The sequence below is a fragment of the Dawidia soli genome, assembly GCF_018598185.1.
Classification (GTDB): domain Bacteria; phylum Bacteroidota; class Bacteroidia; order Cytophagales; family Cyclobacteriaceae; genus Ohtaekwangia; species Ohtaekwangia soli.
The window spans coordinates 120,013-135,982 of sequence record NZ_JAHESC010000004.1 but is presented as its reverse complement, the minus strand read 5'-3'; the positions used below and the strand labels follow the sequence as shown (position 1 = coordinate 135,982).

The following is a 15,970-nucleotide window of genomic DNA, read 5'->3' as shown; positions in this document are numbered from 1 at the left end:
CCCATGGCCTCACGCGTGTACACGCCAGTTGCCGGCACCGTGGTGATCTCACCTGGTGCCGGTTCTGTTTCGGTGCGGACCATCATCCCCCCCGACATGGCAGCGTTATTGGTACTCGGCCACGGCGCCGGGGCAGGCATGCTGCACGGCTTTATGGAGTCGCTTGCACACGCCCTGGCAGACCACGGTATCGGTACCGTGCGGTATAACTTTCTGTATATGGAGCAGGGCCGCAAGCTGCCGGACAAAGCGCCGCTGGCCGCTGAAACGGTAGCCCGCGTCGTAGACTATGCGCATGCGCAGCACCCCGGCGTACCGTTGCTGGCCGGTGGTAAATCCTTTGGCGGCCGCATGACGTCGCACTACGCGGCGGCAGAAGCGCCAGCGTTCCTACGTGGTATTGTGTTCTATGGCTTTCCGCTCCACCCGCCCAAGAAGCCTGATACGAGCCGGGCAGACCACCTGCCCGCGGTCACGTTGCCGATGCTGTTCCTGCAAGGCACGCGCGATACGCTGGCGGAGTGGCCGTTGATCGAAGCGGTGTGCAAGACGTTGCCTGCGGCCACGCTCGTAAAGATCGAAGGCGCGGACCACGCTTTTGCCGCGGGAAAGAAGGATGTCATCAGCATCCTGGCAGCCGAAACACGCCGGTGGTTCGACGGCTTGTAAGATCGTTTCTGCGTGCACCAGGGTCATGGCATTGTACGCACTGCTTTGCAGCGGGCAGTATACCCCATTCACACATTGTAAAAACTCGATGCCCAGCGTTATAAAAACGCCCCCTCCAGCCGCTGGGGTCAATGGGCTGGTGAGCGTGACCGGTGCTTCGGTAACTTTTCGTACCGACAGCTCTTCCGACTGGATGGTGTCGAGTATATACTTGCCCGTCTTAAAATCGATGGTGGCCATGCCGGTAACCAGGCGGAAATGTGTGGCGCCTTTCGGGGCCTTCACCATTTTTCTACCGGGTTGAGGCGTAATGGCGAGGACGTACTTCCCTTCCTTTTTGTCGAAGCCTGCGTGATAATCGGCCTGGAGTATGGTTTCCAGGGAAGCGTATTTATTGAAGCTGAATCCCTGGAGCAACGAGGTATCACCATGCTCAGGCCTCCGTTGGCCTGACGGGCGGGTGACGTCCGATCGCATGACGGCGATCGTGGCTTGTGTCAGCCGGGAGGTCATGCGGGTGTCGGCTATACCGGCGAAGAGCGGTTTAAAAGCTGCGCGCAGCAGCCTGACCATCCAGGCGCAATGGCCGAATTCGGCGTTATTCTCCCGCACGCGGGCAAAGGCGGGGTCGTTGCGGATGCGTTCAGCATCGACAGACGTAACCTTTCGCGCCAGGTACCCGTGGATCCGGTCGTAGTAGTATACTATATCGCCGATCTTACCAATCAGCTTGATAATGCCTTTTTGTTTTGCCATACTAATGATGAAGTATAATACAAGATCGATCTACCGTGGCGGGAAAGCCAGTGGAATCCTGTGAGCTGCCATTAGGGGATTTGGTATTGCTCTCGATTATCCATGAATGGCAGGTGGCACCATTAAATGGTGTGCGGGGTGGGCGTTTCTATACCTTTTGTACGGCTTTGGTATGCTTTACGTACGGCTTTGATACGGGTAATCTGCGGGAATGATACGGGTGATCCGGGGGGAGGAGTGTCACTGTTTCAGAAAAACGTCGACATAGTTTTCTCCGCGCCGCGGGAACTGAAGTTCCATTTTGTCCTCTGTGAGCGACAGGACCCTGTATGTACCGCTGAAGAAACGCAACGACTGGCCGTCGTCAGAAATCTTCCATGTGGATTTTTGCGTTTCCGGCTGATTCGTGCAAAGTGTTGTTGTATTTCGCCAGGTGACGTTGCTGTTTCGTTCGAAGATCCAGTCGTCGTCCCGGAAACACTCGTCCAGCACATCATTGCCATATAAGGTGGAGGAGTATATGCGCCACGTTTTTTTGTCGGTTCCTGCCAACAGTTCACTGTACGATGGTCCTGCGTCATCGTTACTGCACGCTCCCAAAAGCATCCATAAAAACGCAATCATACATGTAATGTTCCTGGAACAAGATATCCCCAGCATCGGCAACTCAGGTTTTAACGGCTTAAATATACGCAAAGTATCAACATTTGTGAAGTTGGTTGACGGGGCGGGCACCTGATCCCGCCGGCATGCTTGTGCAAGCCTGAATCATAGTGAATTGCGAATCAGGCATGCAACAAACAGCAATGAGCTATCTCCAATACCGCGGATACCTCCGCGTCCTGAAAATGTTATTAAACAGCAGCGCAATGATCACAATCACCAGCGAACCCGTGAGCACCGGGTAGAAAATGAATGTCCAGTGCGGCTGTGCAAAAATTATTACCAGGGGGGTTGCGCCCGCGGGCGGATGCACTGTTTTGGTCAGTTGCATGGCCGCGATGGAAGCGCTTACACCGATAGCGTGTGAATACCAGGTATTACCCAACAGGTAGGCGCAGAGCACGGCAATACAGGCCGCGATCAGGTGACCGCCGATGATATTGCGCGGTTGAGCCAACGGACTGTCGATCACACCGAAGGCCAGCACGCACGTGGCGCCGAACGGGGCCATCATGAAGGGAATTTCGGTGGTCTGTGTCAGCAGTGTTACGGCCGAAATGGCGATGAGCGCGCCCAGGGCCGAGGAGACAATGTGTGAGGGTGGTGGAGAGCCGGGTACTTGCTCCCGTGTTCGGAATTTGACAATGTAGCGTTTCATGGTTGTATAGTAAAAAAATTGGCGTCAAAGGAATCAGGCGAAGAGGCGCGTAGCGATACTGTTGGCTTTGTCTACGGGCCACGGATCGCGAAAGACCTGGCTTTCTACCAGGGCGCTTTCAAATAAGAGATATACGTGATCGGTCAGCGCAGGATGCTCGGCGCGCAGGATGTCCTGGAAAAATACGCGCAGATCCTCTTTGTGCTGTTGAATGACTCGTCGAATGGAAATGGCGTCTTCCGTTATTTCGGACACGATGTTGAGAAAGGCGCACCCGCGAAAGTTCTCGCGTGTGTTCATATCGTGGAGGAACCGGAACGCCGCAGAGACTTTGCTTTTTGGGGTCTTTGCTTTGTCGGTAAACCCGCGCAACGCCGCGAACCAAAAGTCGTGGCGTTGGTTCAGGAACTCGACACACAACTCTTCCTTGGAACGGAAGTGCTGATACAGGCTCGCCTTCGACACATCGGCTTCCGCGATGATCTGGTTGATGCCGGTAGCGTTGTATCCCTGCCCGTGGAAGAGACGAAAAGTAGTTTTTAAGATCCTGTCGCGGGGCGACAAGGCAGTGACGTCGTACGTGGTCATAAAAAGAATAGGGCGGCAAAAGTAGAGGAAGGGTTGTGTACAGACAAGTCTGTCTGTTTTTTATTTTTAAACGGCGTCCGAAAACGTTTTAGGATGCATGGCGCTTAAATCACGGCATGGCTATTGGCGTTTCGGAATTTAATTCCTTCGATTCCTTTCGTTGCCGGTGATCCTTCTTATGGAACCCGCATGGATAATATTTTCTTTCGCATCAGACATTTTATTCCGACAATTGTGGCTGTTTGTAAGCCATAAAAGGAGACCGTTCTGACCCTCTTTCGGTATCTTACGCAACGATGGAACGAAGCACGGAAAAGACACATTGGACAGCGTCTGATGTTGGGCGCCTGTCACATTTTGTTGCGCTGACAGGCATGTATATCAATGGCCCGGACGACAAAAACCAGATCATCAGTTGGATCTCCGGCTACGAGGCTGGCCGCGGCAACCGGTTAGGCTTTGGATTGAATGTAAAGCTGTTGATGCGCGGGAAATACAAGACCCCCTATTCCAACGATGGCTGGCCCGGTCAGATCGAGCGGTATGCGCGGAAGAACTCAATGAGCTGGCCGGTTGCGTTCAGGCGCATAACGATCGAGCTGATTGGCAACCTGGCACCCGGTGACAGCGCACGAAAAAAAGCCGCTCAGATGTTGAAGTCCAGGATCGGGTCCATCATCGATCGGATTCATCCATCCGGAAATCCCTGGTTCAACGATTCCTGGATCGCGGAGTGGAAGTCGCTGTGCCTGGTAGAGAATAAATGGTTCAGGACATTGTGGTCCAAACAGGAATGGCTGGCGATTAAAGCCATCGATACGGCCGTACAGCAACGCAAAGTTTTTAAGCCGGGCACTTTTCTGCCGCGGCCGGAGCTGTTGAAACTAAAAGAGCGGTACGAGGCGGCCACGGTGCCACCTGCGTCCGCGCCATGACTACCAAACCTGGAAGATCTCCCGTGATCCGCTTTGATACATTTCGGTGTAGCCCTTCATTTTCTCCTGCATCTTTTGCGACTCTTCCTGGCTCATGCTTTCCCAGCTCTTTTCGTACGCCGTCAGGCTATCGTGGCGCGTTACGACCACCACGCGGTTAAAAGAGCCGGTCATGTCGCTCAGGATGTTCACCAGCTCGGGGCGCCCGCCCATAACTTCCTTGAATAATTTTGCAAGCTTCGATGCATTGCCCGGCTTGCAAACAAATGTGTCTTGTACGATAATCATAGTGTTGATGGGTTGTTTTTCATGACGAACCTACGAACATTATGGGGAGCAATGGTGGGGGAAATACGCCAATGTGCGGGGGCGATTAAGACATTAGCCAACCTTTACTTCCATCCCTGCTGCCCAGAACTCCACGGTCTGTCCTTCCAGAAAATCGCAATAAAAATACCCCCGTCCGTCTTCCGACAGCTCGATGAGCTTGCCGCCTACTTCCACGCGGCCGCGGTAGAGCAGGTCGAGCGTCCAGGTGAACTCGTCGGTTGTATTCATGAATGTGAAGCGATGGAGTGTTACGGTATGGAAGATGAGCGAAAGTTTATTCGCGGCGGGGTTATCCTGGAAGGTCATGGTCAGCACGCCGTTGTCAAAGGAGATCTTCCCGAAGTGCAGCATGCCGTGCAGGTCGTACAGCTGGCCCTGGTATTCCGGCCGCGTGAGGTCGGCCAGTATTTCGATGGATTGTGCGGAGATCATATGGAGCGTGTTTGTTGTTTTAATGGAATGCCGGTCGTTACCGGAAAGGGAAACCAATGTTGACGTATCCTGAAATGCGGTCGGCCTCGCCGCTGTACATAAACGTCAGGCTGATCGGCCCGATGCCGGAATCGTATCCGGCGGAGAGGCCGATGCCTGAGAGGTATTTGTCAAAGGTAAGCTCATTGTCGTCGTTCAGGTAGTCGTATACCGCACCGTTGACGCGCAGTGTGGTATAGAGTCGCCGGGTGAACTGATACTGCAGTCCAAGCATCAGTACGCTCACGCTGTTGGTGTTGAGCGAATACTCGTGCAGCCCCGTAAACGGCACTTGGTTCCGGACGAAGTCGTTGATGCCGCCGACGTTGAAGTAGTTCAGATACGGTGCCTCCGTACTGAAGTTGATGGCCGTGTTGAACTGTGTCAGCAGCGTAAGCCGCGACGAAAGCGGCGTAAAGTTCTCGGTCTTCAGCAGGAAGCGAAGGTAGTGGCCCACGTCGGCGGTATCGCGCCGCACCGCCTGCCCGTTCGCCCGTACGGTCACCGCCGTGGGATTTTGCGCATATACAATCCCCCCGCGGGCATCGATGCGCCAGCCGCGGGTAGTGAAGGTGCGTTTGTTGAGGGTGTTGAATTTATAGTATAGATACGTCTGGACAAACGAGTTGCCGCCTTTGAACGAGGTGTCCGCGGCGATCTTGGGGCGCAGGCCAAAGCTTTCAAAGGTCGTTCCCACGCCGAGGGCAGAGCCAAAGCCGAATGCGCGCTGCAGGCGAATGTCGTTTTGATAGTTGTGGCCCCGGTACAGGTACACCTGCTCGAAGTTTTCGTAGAACGGCAGCTGGAAGTTCTCGTAATAAAAAGACAGGATCAGGTTGTTGTTGTCGGCGTTGGTACCAAAGGCCTGGTTGTGCTCGGCCAGGAACCGGAAGTTTTCGCTGACGTTTATTTTTATCATCGACTTCGACCGGTCGAAGAGCAGGTTGCGGCTCTCGGCGCCCAAAAGGAGGGCGATGTTGCTGAAGGTATGGTAATGCAGGCCGGCCTTGACGTAGGTCAGGGGGCTTTCCACCACGTTGAAGCGCAGGTTGGCATGGCCACGCTCGCGGGTAGGCTGCCAGATGTAGGCGATGCGGCTGTAGTTACGGGAGCCATACACGCGGCGGATGGCTTCCGCTACGTGCGTGCCGTCGTACGTTTTGCCCGTCGGTAAATTGAGACGGTTGCGGAAGGACGTGCGCGTGGTGTGGTGCAGCCCCTGGATATAAATGCTGTCGACCGTCACCGACCGGGTCTGCGGCAGGCGGTTGCGGATTGGGGCGTAGTCGGGGTAGCGCTGCCGCAAGGAGTCGGCCAGCTTTTTGAAGATGGGGTAATATTGATCGCCCGTGCGTTTGCCCACGGCGATGATGCTGTCTACGCTGGTAAAGCTGGCGGCGGTATACTTGCGCACCGGCGGCTCGATCAGCACGTTACACAACTTACGCTCGGACTGGAAGTCGTCGGCGTCTTTGTAAAAACCGATCTGGTACAGAATGTCCAGGGGCGAGGTCAGCTCGCTGGCGGCCAGTAGCCCCTGCGAAAGGTTTACGCCGATGATGTAGTCGGCGCCCATGGCCTTGACGTCGCGCACCGGGAAGTTGCGCACCACGCCGCCGTCCACCAGCTTGGTGTTTTCGTAGTCGATGGGAGTGAACACAGAGGGGATGGCCATGCTGGCGCGGATGGCCGTGACGAGCTCGCCCTGGTCCAGCACCACGGCCTTACCCGTGCTGACGTCGGTGGCGATACACTTAAACGGGATGCTGAACTTCGAAAAGTCCTTGATGTCGTAGATCGGCAGGAACAGCTCCTGGAACTTGAGCCACAGCTCCTGGCCTTCGATAATGCCGGCGTTGATGCGGAACCGGCCTTTTTCAAAGGGCACTTCCAGCGCATAGTTGTCGAACTCGGTTTTCTCGTCGATGTTCACATTGCGCATGGAGGGTTTGCCCGAAAAAAGCACGTTCCAGTCGATATCGAGGGCGATCTTTTCAATTTCCTTGCCCGAATAGCCGGCTGCATAGAGCGACCCGATGATGCTGCCCATGCTGGTGCCGGTGATGCAGTCGATGCGCAGGCCGGCGCTGTCGATCGCTTCGAGGATGCCGATGTGGGCCAGCCCCTTCGCGCCGCCGCCACTCAGGGTCAGACCGACCTTCGGCGGCTGGGCTGCCGTGGCAAATGCCGCCAGCAGCAGCACCCATACACATAACATCCGGGATATCATTCTGGCCTCTATCATTCCGGGCTCAAAATACACAAATTCGCTGTTTTGAGCCTTGTATGATGGCGCGGCAAGATGTTGTCGTATTGTTAAAAAAAACGTTGTTAATTTGCGCGCTTGTTTCAGAGCCACATAGAAATAACATCGCTAGTATGATCAACGTCGGGAGCCGCAGATTGACCGTATCGGATTTTGAGAAAGTCCTCTACCAGGGCGAGCGGGTAGGATTGGAGGAAAGTGCGCTGCAAAACGTCAATGCCAACTATACTTTCCTGCAGGCCTATGCGCAGCACAAGGTGATCTACGGCATCAACACCGGCCTGGGCCCGATGGCGCAGTATAAGATCAGCGAAGACGATCAGCGCCAGCTGCAGTACAACCTCATCCGCAGCCACAGCGCGGGCGCGGGGCAGCCGTTTGCCGAGGACGTGGCCCGCGCCACCATGCTGGCGCGCCTCAACAGCCTGATGCAGGCCACCTCGGGCATCCACCCGTCGGTGGTGGAGCTGCTGCGCGACGTGCTCAATGCAGGGATAAGCCCCTATATCCCGGAACGTGGCGGCGTAGGCGCCAGCGGCGACCTGGTGCAACTGGCGCACCTGGCACTGAACCTGATCGGTGAGGGCGAAATGTATGCAGACCAGGCGTGGCGCCCGACGAGGGTGGTATTGGGTTCACGTGGATTGACGCCGATTTCCATCCACTTGCGTGAGGGGTTGGGACTGATGAACGGAACGTCGGCCATGACCGGCGTAGGGATGGCCAACCTGGTGCAGGCACGGCAGATCCTGTCGGTGTCCATCATCCTGTCGGCCATGACCAACGAGCTGATGAAGTCGTTTGACGACCACTTTTCGCTCGAGCTGAACCACGTTAAACATCACCCCGGCCAGGCACGCGTCGCCGAGCGCATGCGTCACGTATTAAGTGACAGCAAGCTGATCCGCAAGCGCCCCGAGCATTTATACCACCGCAAGATCGAAGAAGCCGTCTTTACCGACAAGGTGCAGGAATATTACTCGCTGCGCTGCGTGCCCCAGATCCTGGGGCCGGTATACGACACGTTCCTGGAAGTACAGCGTGTGCTGGAAGACGAAGTGAACTCGGCCAACGATAACCCCGTGGTGGATCACCACCGCGAGATGGTATACCACGGCGGCAACTTCCACGGCGACTATGTGTCGCTGGCCATGGACAAGCTCAAGATCGTTACCGCCAAGCTGACGATGCTGGCGGAGCGTCAGCTGAACTATCTGCTCAACGACAAACTCAACCAAAAGCTGCCGCCGTTCATCAACCTCGGCACGCTGGGGCTGAACTTCGGCTTGCAGGGCATGCAGTTTATGGCGACCTCGACCACGGCCGAGAACCAGACGCTGTCGTTCCCCATGTATCTGCACAGCATCTCCAACAACAACGACAACCAGGACATTGTCAGCATGGGCTGCAACGCTGCGCTCATGACCCGGCGCGTGCTCGACAACAGCGCCGATGTGCTCGTCGTGCAGGCGCTGGCGTTGGCGCAAGCGGTGGATTACTTACAGTGCCAGCCGCGGATGTCGTCGTTTACGCTGAAATTATATACCGAGCTCCGGGCGCTGGTACCGGCCATTCTGGAAGACAAGCCGCGCTATGAAGATATCCGCGCGGTGCGTCGTTACCTGCTGGGGCTTGGCGCATCGTTTAACCTATAATCGCATTCACAGTATGTCTACCACTCCCTCTACATCCCGGTACGCCATGGTGACCGGCGGCTCGCGCGGCATCGGCCGGGCGATCTGCGTACGACTGGCCGAACAAGGATATAATATCCTGATCAACTATAAAAGCAACGACACCGAAGCCGAAAATACACGCGCCCTGGTGGAAGCAAAGAACGTACGCGCCGAGCTGATGAAGTTCGATGTGTCGGACAAGGCCGCTGTCGAGCAGGTGTTTGGCGGCTGGATTGAAAAGAACCCCGACAAGGCCGTAGAGGTACTGGTCAACAATGCGGGCATCCGCCAGGACGCCATGATGATCTGGATGACGCAGGAGCAGTGGGACGGTGTGCTGGGCTCGAGCCTCGGCGGTTTTTTCCAGGTAACACGCCAGGTGCTGACGAGCATGCTCGCCAAACGGTACGGGCGTATCGTAAACGTCGTATCGCTGTCGGGCATCAAAGGCATGCCGGGGCAGACCAACTACTCGGCCGCCAAAGCCGGTGTGATCGGCGCCACCAAAGCGCTGGCGCAGGAAACCGCGCGGCGCAACGTGACCGTCAACGCCGTCGCGCCCGGTTTTATCAAAACCGATATGACGCAGGACCTGCCCGAAGCGGAATTGAAAAAGCTTATCCCCATGCAGCGGTTCGGTGAGCCCGAAGAGGTCGCCCACGCCGTAGCGTTCCTGGCGTCTCCGGGCGCTTCGTACATCACCGGCACGGTGCTGTCCATCAACGGAGGCCTGTATTCCTAACGACTGTATTCCTGCGAAAAGAACTGTTCGTTTCGAAATCTTACGTGCATGGGTTACGGTCCGTGCTATTCACGATTAAAACCTTATTTTTGCGGATTGATTGGTGCGCGGCGACGACGAATGGTGCCAGCTGCGTCCGACCACTGGCGGAACCGCCCAATTTTAATATAACATGAGCAGAGTCGTTATAACCGGACTAGGTGTTTATTCCTGTATCGGCAAAGATCTGGACGAAGTCCGGAATTCGCTGTTTCAGGGCAAATCGGGCATTGTGCTCGACCCGATACGCAAGGAGATGGGGTACCGTTCGGGATTGACCGGATTTGTAGAGCGCCCGGTGCTGAAAGGAGTGCTTGACCGCCGCGCGCGCATCATGCTGCCCGAGCAGGGCGAGTACGCTTATATGGCGACCGTACAGGCATTGAAGCACGCCGGGCTGACACAGGATTATATCGATCGGCACGAAGTTGGCGTGATCTACGGCAACGACAGCTCGGCACAGCCGGTAGTCGAAGCGACCGACATCATCCGCGAGAAAAAAGATACCATGCTGGTAGGCTCGGGGTCGGTATTCCAGTCGCTGAACTCGACCGTCAACATGAACCTGGCCACCATCTTCCGCCTGAAGGGCATTAACTTTACGGTGAGCGCGGCCTGTGCCAGCGGCTCGCATGCCATCGGGCTGGCCGCCATGTTTATCCGCAACGGCATGCAGGACTGCATTGTGTGCGGAGGAGCGCAGGAAACGAACATTTACTCCATGGGCAATTTCGATGCCCTGGGAGCCTTTTCGATCCGCGAAGACAATCCGGTCACGGCGTCACGCCCGTTTGACCGCAACCGCGACGGCCTCGTGCCCAGCGGCGGTGCCGCTACCGTCATCCTGGAGAGCCTGGAGTCGGCGCAAAAACGCGGCGCCAGGATCCTGGGGGAAGTGATCGGATATGGCTTCTCGTCCAACGGCGAGCACATTTCCAATCCTACCGTACAAGGCCCGTCGCGGTCGCTGACGATGGCGATGAAGAGCTCGGGGCTGCGTGCCGCCGAGATCGATTATATCAACGCGCATGCCACGTCGACCCCCGCGGGCGACGCCAGTGAAGCAAAGGCGATCTTCGACGTGTTCGGCGCCGAGCGCACCCCCGTGAGCTCGACCAAGTCCATGACCGGCCACGAATGCTGGATGGCCGGCGCCAGCGAGATCGTGTATTGCATGCTGATGATGGAAAACTCGTTTATCGCACCCAACATTAATTTTGAAACGCCGGATGAAGATTCCGAGCGTCTGAATATAATCGCGAAGACCATGGATAAGAATATTGACGTATTTTTGTCTAATTCTTTCGGCTTCGGAGGAACAAACTCGACTTTGATTGTTAAAAAGTGGAAGTAACCGCAATGAACACGGCAGCTATTATTGAGAAGATTAACGGTTTTCTGGTAGAAGAATTCGAGGTAGACCCTGGAAAGATCCAGCCGGAAGCAAACCTGCGCGAGACCCTGGAGCTGGACAGCCTTGACTACATCGACCTGGTGGTAGTGATAGAAAGCAACTTTGGCTTTAAGGTAAAGCCCGAAGACTTTGTATCGATCGTCACATTCCAGAACTTTTACGACTACGTGGCCAACCGCGTGGCGCAGAAGGTAACATCGTAACCGATGCCGCAATGGCAGGGTAAATCCCGGGGCACCACACTGGGGTACAGGATCTTCGTTTTTGTCTGTCGCCACCTGGGCATATACCCTGCGTATTTCATTCTGCGGTTTGTAGCCGGCTATTACTTTTTGTTTTCCTGGACCTCGTCCGGTCATATATACCGCTATTTCCGCCGCCTGGGCTTCGGACCACTGTCCTCCTTTTTCCGGATCTATCGCAATTACTATACGTTCGGCCAGACCTTGCTGGACAAGGTGATGGTCATGGCCGGCATAGACCGCGACACGTTCACCTACGATTTCGACGGCGAGGAAAACCTGCGGGCCATCGTGGCCCAGGGCAGGGGTGGTATTTTGCTGAGCGCCCACGTCGGCAACTGGGAAGCTGCCGGTCATTTGCTGCGGCGCCTGCAGACACATGTCAACGTGGTGATGTTCGACGGCGAGCATCAGCAGATCAAACAATATTTGGACACTGTTACAGGCGGGCACAATTTTCGCATCATCGTTATCCGGGAAGACATGTCGCATGTGTACGCCATCGGCGAAGCCTTGCAAAAGAACGAGCTGGTCTGCCTGCATGCCGACCGTTTCCTGGAGGGGAACAAAACACTGGGATTGCCGTTCCTGGGCGGGGAAGCCCTGTTTCCACAGGGACCGTTCCAGTTGGCGGCCGGTTTTCGCGTACCCGTATCGCTGGTATTTGCCTTTAAAGAAAGCGCCCGGCATTATCATTTCTTTGGCAGCCCGTTGTACCAACGCGGTGGCGAGCCGAAGGAAGAGTTTGTTGGACGGCTGATGCGCGCGTTCGTGGGCGACCTCGAACAAAAGCTGAAGCGTTACCCCGAACAGTGGTTTAATTATTATAACTTTTGGTATAAATGACATGCTGGCCACCCGAGAAGATATAACCCGGTATATTCCGCAACGCGCGCCGATCGTGATGATCCACGATCTGGTGGAGGCCGACGCCGAGCGGGTGGTCACGCGCCTGCTGGTCGAGCCCGACAACATCTTTGTGTGGGGGGGACACCTGGAAGCGCCGGGCCTCGTGGAGAATATAGCCCAGACGGCCGCCGCGCAAATCGGCTATTACTGCGCCCAAAACAACATTCCCGTGCCGGTGGGCTACATCGCGGCCGTGAAAGACCTGCACATCGCGGCGCTGCCGCCGCAAAACTCGCAGATCACAACATCCGTACGTATACTGCATAAAGTACTGGACTTTACCGTGGCCCGCGGCGAGATCAGCCAGGGAGGCCGGGTAGTATGCTCCTGCGAAATGAAAATACTGGCTAAACTAGAAACACGATGAAACAACGCAACCCCTTCTCATTCCTGTTTGTATTCCTGCTGGCAACGGGCAGCCTGAGCGCCCAGGAGCGCAGCGACGTTTTCCGTCCCGAGGTGAAGATCACCTGGCTGGGACTTGATTTTACCGCCGCAAAATTCATCGGCGACCGCGAACGCCTGGGTTCCGAGTCCGACATGCGCCACCTGCTGGAAGCCTGGAACGACCTGATCCTGACCGAAAAAGATAAGTATGATATTCCGGGTGCCGTCGGCCGCGACGAAGTGCTCACAGCATCGGATGTGACAAAAGATCACAACGAGCAGCTGGCGGTGCTCGACATGATCTCCAACGCCGAGAAAGATTACCTGCACCTGACGCGCGAGGAAGTCGGCGACATCGTGTCCAAATACAACTATAAGAAGAACACTGGCATCGGCATGATGTTCAACATCGAAAGCTTCAGCAAGCTGAACGGCGAAGCGTCCCTGTGGGTAACGTTTGTCGATATGAAGAGCCGCCAGGTGTTGTTCACCGAGCGCATGACAGCCTCGCCGAAAGGTTTCGGGATGCGCAACTATTGGGCGGGTGCCCTCTACGGCGTCATCGAGCGCATCAAGAAAAAGGAGTTTGAAATGTGGCGTAAAAAATATTTCCGCGGGTAACAGGAAGAATGATCCACCAGACCGAAGTCACCGTACGGTTCAATGAGGCCGACCCGCTGGGCATTGTCTGGCACGGTCATTACCTGCGTTATTTTGAAGACGGCCGCGAGGCCTTTGGCAAGAAGTACGGTATCTCGTACCTCGATTTCTTTCACCAGGGCCTGGCCGTGCCGGTGGTGTCGGTGCAGTGCGACTACAAAAAACCGCTGCGCTATGGCAACACGGTGATCGTCGAGACCATCTACGAGCCGGTGGCTGCGGCCAAGCTGCAGTTCTCCTATAAAATGTACGAAAAGATCAGCAACGACCTCGTGGCCGTGGGCTCGTCGGTGCAGGTGTTTGTCGATGTAAAGACGTTCGCCCTGCAATACGTCGTGCCGTCCTTTTTCGAGTCGTGGCGTAACCGGTGGAATGTATAGGTATGCGGGCAGTGTGGTCGATCGCCGATAGCATCGTATCGCCGCTGGGATGGACCACCGGTGAGAATTATACTTCCCTGCGCCAGGGGGTATCCGGGGTGACGTTACAACCGGCGGGACGATGGTTGGAGGAACCGGTATATGCTTCTGCCGGTACACTGGAGGATTCCGAAGGTGAAAGTCGCCTGGAGAGGATGAGCATTCTGGCATTGCGTCGGACGATGGTGAATCAGAAGAAATATGTGGTTCCCGAAAGAACACTGTTTATACTCTCGACCACGAAAGGCAACATCGATGCGTTGGGGCTGGACCGGCCGCGGTTGCACGTGCACGAAACTGCGGCTTACCTGGCGAAGGCGATAGGCCTGAAACATTCGTTGGTTGTATCCAATGCTTGTATCTCCGGGGTGTTGGCATTGATCGTGGCAAAGCGCTATTTGGCCTGCGGCGCGTATGATCATGCCGTTGTACTGGGCGTCGATGTGGTGAGCCGCTTTGTGGTTTCGGGTTTTCGCAGCCTGCAAGCCCTGGGTGCGAGTGTCTGCCGGCCGTTTGACGCCCAACGCACGGGCATCAACCTGGGCGAAGCGGCAGCGGCCATGCTGTTGACCACGGATCCTGGTCTGATACGGGATCGACGGGCGATCCGATTGCTGGGCGCTGGTGTGAGCAACGACGCCAATCACATCTCGGGGCCGTCGCGTACCGGGCAGGAGCTGGCACAGGCCATCGGGCAGGCGTTGCAGACCTCCCACCTGATGGCGCGTGACATCAGTGCAGTGTTTGCGCACGGTACGGCAACGGTGTATAACGATGAAATGGAAGCCAAGGCATTTACCCTGGCAGGGCTCGCGTCTACGCCGGTAAACAGTCTCAAAGGATATTATGGCCACACGCTGGGTGCCGCAGGTGTGCTGGAATCCATTATAGCATCCGAATGCCTGCATCGCGGTGAGATGCTGCCTACTTACGGCTTCGAGAACCTGGGGGTGTCGTCATCCCTCAACGTCTGCGCCACCCTGCAAAAACTTCCGGGAAACCGCATCCTCAAGACAGCCTCCGGCTTCGGCGGCTGCAATGCGGCCCTGGTATTAGAAAAAGAAACCAACCTATCATGAATTTTTTCGAGACCGACAAGCTCACGGCGTTGCAAGCCATCGAGAAGGCCCAGTGGATCGCCTTTGCCCCCGTGGTATTTCAAGCCACCCGCGTGCTGCGCGACACCGGTATACTCCAGGCCATCGAAGAGAGTGCCGACGGCATGACGCAGGAGGAGGTCGTAGCCCGTGTGCAGCTGCCGGTATATGGCGTGCGTGTACTGCTGGAAGCCGGCCTGGGCATCGGGCTGGTGACATTTCGCGACGGTCGCTACCGCACCACCAAAACCACGTCGTTCATTCTGCACGACGCGCTGACGCGCGTCAACATGGACTTCACGCACGACGTGTGTTACAACCCCATGTTCTTTCTCGAAGAAAGCATTCGCGCGCAAAAGCCCGTGGGACTAAAAGTATTTGGCGACTGGCCCACCGTTTACGAAGGCCTGTCCAAGCTGCCGCCGCAGGCAAAGAAAAGCTGGTTTGCCTTCGACCACTTTTACTCCGACTTCGCATTTCCCGAAGTGCAGGCCACGGTATTTCAGCATCGACCCAAAACGTTGCTCGACATCGGCGGCAACACCGGCAAGTGGGCCATGGCGTGCTTCGAATATGATCCCGAGGTAACGGTCACCATCATGGACCTGCCCGGGCAGGTGGAGATGGCACGCACCAACATCGCCGCCAAAGGGTTTGCCGACCGCGTGCGGTTCCAGGAAGCGAACATCCTCGACGAGCAGCAGCAGATCCAGGGGCAGTTCGATGTGATCTGGATGAGCCAGTTCCTCGATTGTTTTTCCGAAGACCAGATCCGGTCGATCCTGCGCCGCTGCCGCAAAGCCCTGTCTCCCACGGGCAAGGTATTTATACTCGAACCGTTCTGGGACAACCAGCGCTTTCAGGCATCCGCATTCTCCCTGCAACAGACGTCACTGTATTTTACAGCCATTGCCAACGGCAACAGCCAGATGTATCACTCCGGTATATTTATCCGCTGTATAGAAGAAGCCGGTTTCCGGGTTACAACCCACCAGAACCTGATCGGCGTAAGCCATACGCTGCTCACCTGCGAAGCGGTATAAATAGTT

19 protein-coding genes are annotated in these 15,970 nt (G+C 56.1%); 13 read left to right on the top strand and 6 right to left on the bottom strand.

Features of this window, described 5'->3' with window-relative positions:
• Positions 1 to 3: 3 nt before the first annotated feature.
• The gene (locus KK078_RS04230) at positions 4 to 669 is read left to right on the top strand and encodes an alpha/beta hydrolase family protein (RefSeq protein ID WP_254089001.1); all 666 of its coding nucleotides are present in this window, start codon (positions 4 to 6) and stop codon (positions 667 to 669) included.
• Positions 670 to 1,039: 370 nt separating this feature from the next.
• Positions 1,040 to 1,366 (top strand): hypothetical protein, encoded by a 327-nt coding sequence (locus tag KK078_RS04225; RefSeq protein ID WP_254089000.1) that lies wholly within the window; start codon positions 1,040 to 1,042, stop codon positions 1,364 to 1,366.
• Positions 1,367 to 1,665: 299 nt separating this feature from the next.
• On the opposite strand, the gene KK078_RS04220 is transcribed toward KK078_RS04225, so the two are convergent.
• The 3 genes from KK078_RS04220 to KK078_RS04210 form a co-directional block, all read right to left on the bottom strand.
• Positions 1,666 to 2,049, bottom strand: a complete 384-nt coding sequence (locus KK078_RS04220) for a lipocalin-like domain-containing protein (RefSeq protein ID WP_254088999.1) — start codon at positions 2,047 to 2,049, stop codon at positions 1,666 to 1,668.
• Between the two features lie 187 nt (positions 2,050 to 2,236).
• Positions 2,237 to 2,746, bottom strand: a complete 510-nt coding sequence (locus KK078_RS04215) for an HPP family protein (RefSeq protein ID WP_254088998.1) — start codon at positions 2,744 to 2,746, stop codon at positions 2,237 to 2,239.
• Positions 2,747 to 2,779: 33 nt separating this feature from the next.
• Positions 2,780 to 3,334 carry a TetR/AcrR family transcriptional regulator gene (locus tag KK078_RS04210; RefSeq protein WP_254088997.1) on the bottom strand — a complete coding sequence of 185 codons (555 nt, stop codon included), beginning with the start codon at positions 3,332 to 3,334 and terminating at the stop codon, positions 2,780 to 2,782.
• Between the two features lie 296 nt (positions 3,335 to 3,630).
• Here KK078_RS04210 and KK078_RS04205 point away from each other — a divergent pair, with 296 nt between their 5' ends.
• Positions 3,631 to 4,269, top strand: coding sequence for a hypothetical protein (locus KK078_RS04205; RefSeq protein ID WP_254088996.1), 639 nt, complete (start codon positions 3,631 to 3,633; stop codon positions 4,267 to 4,269).
• Here the strand turns inward: KK078_RS04205 and KK078_RS04200 are convergent, their stop codons facing one another.
• The 3 genes from KK078_RS04200 to KK078_RS04190 form a co-directional block, all read right to left on the bottom strand.
• Positions 4,270 to 4,557, bottom strand: coding sequence for a hypothetical protein (locus tag KK078_RS04200; RefSeq protein WP_254088995.1), 288 nt, complete (start codon positions 4,555 to 4,557; stop codon positions 4,270 to 4,272).
• A 93-nt stretch (positions 4,558 to 4,650) separates the two neighbouring features.
• Positions 4,651 to 5,031 (bottom strand): hypothetical protein, encoded by a 381-nt coding sequence (locus KK078_RS04195; RefSeq protein ID WP_254088994.1) that lies wholly within the window; start codon positions 5,029 to 5,031, stop codon positions 4,651 to 4,653.
• Between the two features lie 37 nt (positions 5,032 to 5,068).
• Positions 5,069 to 7,288: a patatin-like phospholipase family protein gene (locus tag KK078_RS04190; RefSeq protein WP_254088993.1), complete on the bottom strand. Its 2,220-nt coding sequence runs from the start codon at positions 7,286 to 7,288 to the stop codon at positions 5,069 to 5,071.
• Positions 7,289 to 7,449: 161 nt separating this feature from the next.
• Here KK078_RS04190 and KK078_RS04185 point away from each other — a divergent pair, with 161 nt between their 5' ends.
• The 10 genes from KK078_RS04185 (at position 7,450) to KK078_RS04140 (ending at position 15,964) form a co-directional block, all read left to right on the top strand.
• Positions 7,450 to 8,991, top strand: coding sequence for an HAL/PAL/TAL family ammonia-lyase (locus KK078_RS04185; protein WP_254088992.1), 1,542 nt, complete (start codon positions 7,450 to 7,452; stop codon positions 8,989 to 8,991).
• A 13-nt stretch (positions 8,992 to 9,004) separates the two neighbouring features.
• Positions 9,005 to 9,754, top strand: coding sequence for a 3-oxoacyl-ACP reductase FabG (gene fabG / locus KK078_RS04180; RefSeq protein WP_254088991.1), 750 nt, complete (start codon positions 9,005 to 9,007; stop codon positions 9,752 to 9,754).
• A gap of 172 nt (positions 9,755 to 9,926) precedes the next feature.
• Positions 9,927 to 11,147: a beta-ketoacyl-[acyl-carrier-protein] synthase family protein gene (locus tag KK078_RS04175; protein WP_254088990.1), complete on the top strand. Its 1,221-nt coding sequence runs from the start codon at positions 9,927 to 9,929 to the stop codon at positions 11,145 to 11,147.
• Positions 11,148 to 11,152: 5 nt separating this feature from the next.
• On the top strand, positions 11,153 to 11,410 hold the full coding sequence (locus tag KK078_RS04170; RefSeq protein WP_254088989.1) for an acyl carrier protein: 258 nt from the start codon (positions 11,153 to 11,155) through the stop codon (positions 11,408 to 11,410).
• A gap of 3 nt (positions 11,411 to 11,413) precedes the next feature.
• Positions 11,414 to 12,295 (top strand): LpxL/LpxP family acyltransferase, encoded by an 882-nt coding sequence (locus KK078_RS04165; RefSeq protein WP_254088988.1) that lies wholly within the window; start codon positions 11,414 to 11,416, stop codon positions 12,293 to 12,295.
• 1 nt (position 12,296) lies between these two features.
• Complete coding sequence (locus KK078_RS04160; protein WP_254088987.1) at positions 12,297 to 12,725, top strand: 3-hydroxyacyl-ACP dehydratase; 429 nt, start codon at positions 12,297 to 12,299, stop codon at positions 12,723 to 12,725.
• Complete coding sequence (locus tag KK078_RS04155; RefSeq protein ID WP_254088986.1) at positions 12,722 to 13,366, top strand: hypothetical protein; 645 nt, start codon at positions 12,722 to 12,724, stop codon at positions 13,364 to 13,366. The genes KK078_RS04160 and KK078_RS04155 overlap by 4 nt, the downstream gene beginning before the upstream one ends.
• Positions 13,367 to 13,374: 8 nt before the next feature.
• Entirely contained in the window at positions 13,375 to 13,785 is a 411-nt protein-coding gene (locus KK078_RS04150; protein ID WP_254088985.1) for an acyl-CoA thioesterase, read from the top strand.
• 2 nt (positions 13,786 to 13,787) lie between these two features.
• Positions 13,788 to 14,903 (top strand): beta-ketoacyl-[acyl-carrier-protein] synthase family protein, encoded by a 1,116-nt coding sequence (locus KK078_RS04145; RefSeq protein WP_254088984.1) that lies wholly within the window; start codon positions 13,788 to 13,790, stop codon positions 14,901 to 14,903.
• Entirely contained in the window at positions 14,900 to 15,964 is a 1,065-nt protein-coding gene (locus KK078_RS04140) for a class I SAM-dependent methyltransferase (RefSeq protein WP_254088983.1), read from the top strand. The genes KK078_RS04145 and KK078_RS04140 overlap by 4 nt, the downstream gene beginning before the upstream one ends.
• The last annotated feature ends 6 nt before the right edge of the window (positions 15,965 to 15,970 follow it).

What these genes read in the sequence shown, in the direction of transcription:
- KK078_RS04210 (WP_254088997.1), bottom strand. Translation starts at nt 3,334, where the DNA reads ATGACCACGTACGACGTCACTGCCTTGTCGCCCCGCGACAGGATCTTA.
- KK078_RS04170 (WP_254088989.1), top strand. Translation starts at nt 11,153, where the DNA reads ATGAACACGGCAGCTATTATTGAGAAGATTAACGGTTTTCTGGTAGAA.
- KK078_RS04150 (WP_254088985.1), top strand. Translation starts at nt 13,375, where the DNA reads ATGATCCACCAGACCGAAGTCACCGTACGGTTCAATGAGGCCGACCCG.
- KK078_RS04190 (WP_254088993.1), bottom strand. Translation starts at nt 7,288, where the DNA reads ATGTTATGTGTATGGGTGCTGCTGCTGGCGGCATTTGCCACGGCAGCC.
- KK078_RS04160 (WP_254088987.1), top strand. Translation starts at nt 12,297, where the DNA reads ATGCTGGCCACCCGAGAAGATATAACCCGGTATATTCCGCAACGCGCG.
- KK078_RS04200 (WP_254088995.1), bottom strand. Translation starts at nt 4,557, where the DNA reads ATGATTATCGTACAAGACACATTTGTTTGCAAGCCGGGCAATGCATCG.
- KK078_RS04195 (WP_254088994.1), bottom strand. Translation starts at nt 5,031, where the DNA reads ATGATCTCCGCACAATCCATCGAAATACTGGCCGACCTCACGCGGCCG.
- KK078_RS04175 (WP_254088990.1), top strand. Translation starts at nt 9,927, where the DNA reads ATGAGCAGAGTCGTTATAACCGGACTAGGTGTTTATTCCTGTATCGGC.
- fabG (WP_254088991.1), top strand. Translation starts at nt 9,005, where the DNA reads ATGTCTACCACTCCCTCTACATCCCGGTACGCCATGGTGACCGGCGGC.
- KK078_RS04145 (WP_254088984.1), top strand. Translation starts at nt 13,788, where the DNA reads ATGCGGGCAGTGTGGTCGATCGCCGATAGCATCGTATCGCCGCTGGGA.
- KK078_RS04225 (WP_254089000.1), top strand. Translation starts at nt 1,040, where the DNA reads ATGGTTTCCAGGGAAGCGTATTTATTGAAGCTGAATCCCTGGAGCAAC.
- KK078_RS04165 (WP_254088988.1), top strand. Translation starts at nt 11,414, where the DNA reads ATGCCGCAATGGCAGGGTAAATCCCGGGGCACCACACTGGGGTACAGG.
- KK078_RS04230 (WP_254089001.1), top strand. Translation starts at nt 4, where the DNA reads ATGGCCTCACGCGTGTACACGCCAGTTGCCGGCACCGTGGTGATCTCA.
- KK078_RS04140 (WP_254088983.1), top strand. Translation starts at nt 14,900, where the DNA reads ATGAATTTTTTCGAGACCGACAAGCTCACGGCGTTGCAAGCCATCGAG.
- KK078_RS04220 (WP_254088999.1), bottom strand. Translation starts at nt 2,049, where the DNA reads ATGATTGCGTTTTTATGGATGCTTTTGGGAGCGTGCAGTAACGATGAC.
- KK078_RS04155 (WP_254088986.1), top strand. Translation starts at nt 12,722, where the DNA reads ATGAAACAACGCAACCCCTTCTCATTCCTGTTTGTATTCCTGCTGGCA.
- KK078_RS04215 (WP_254088998.1), bottom strand. Translation starts at nt 2,746, where the DNA reads ATGAAACGCTACATTGTCAAATTCCGAACACGGGAGCAAGTACCCGGC.
- KK078_RS04185 (WP_254088992.1), top strand. Translation starts at nt 7,450, where the DNA reads ATGATCAACGTCGGGAGCCGCAGATTGACCGTATCGGATTTTGAGAAA.
- KK078_RS04205 (WP_254088996.1), top strand. Translation starts at nt 3,631, where the DNA reads ATGGAACGAAGCACGGAAAAGACACATTGGACAGCGTCTGATGTTGGG.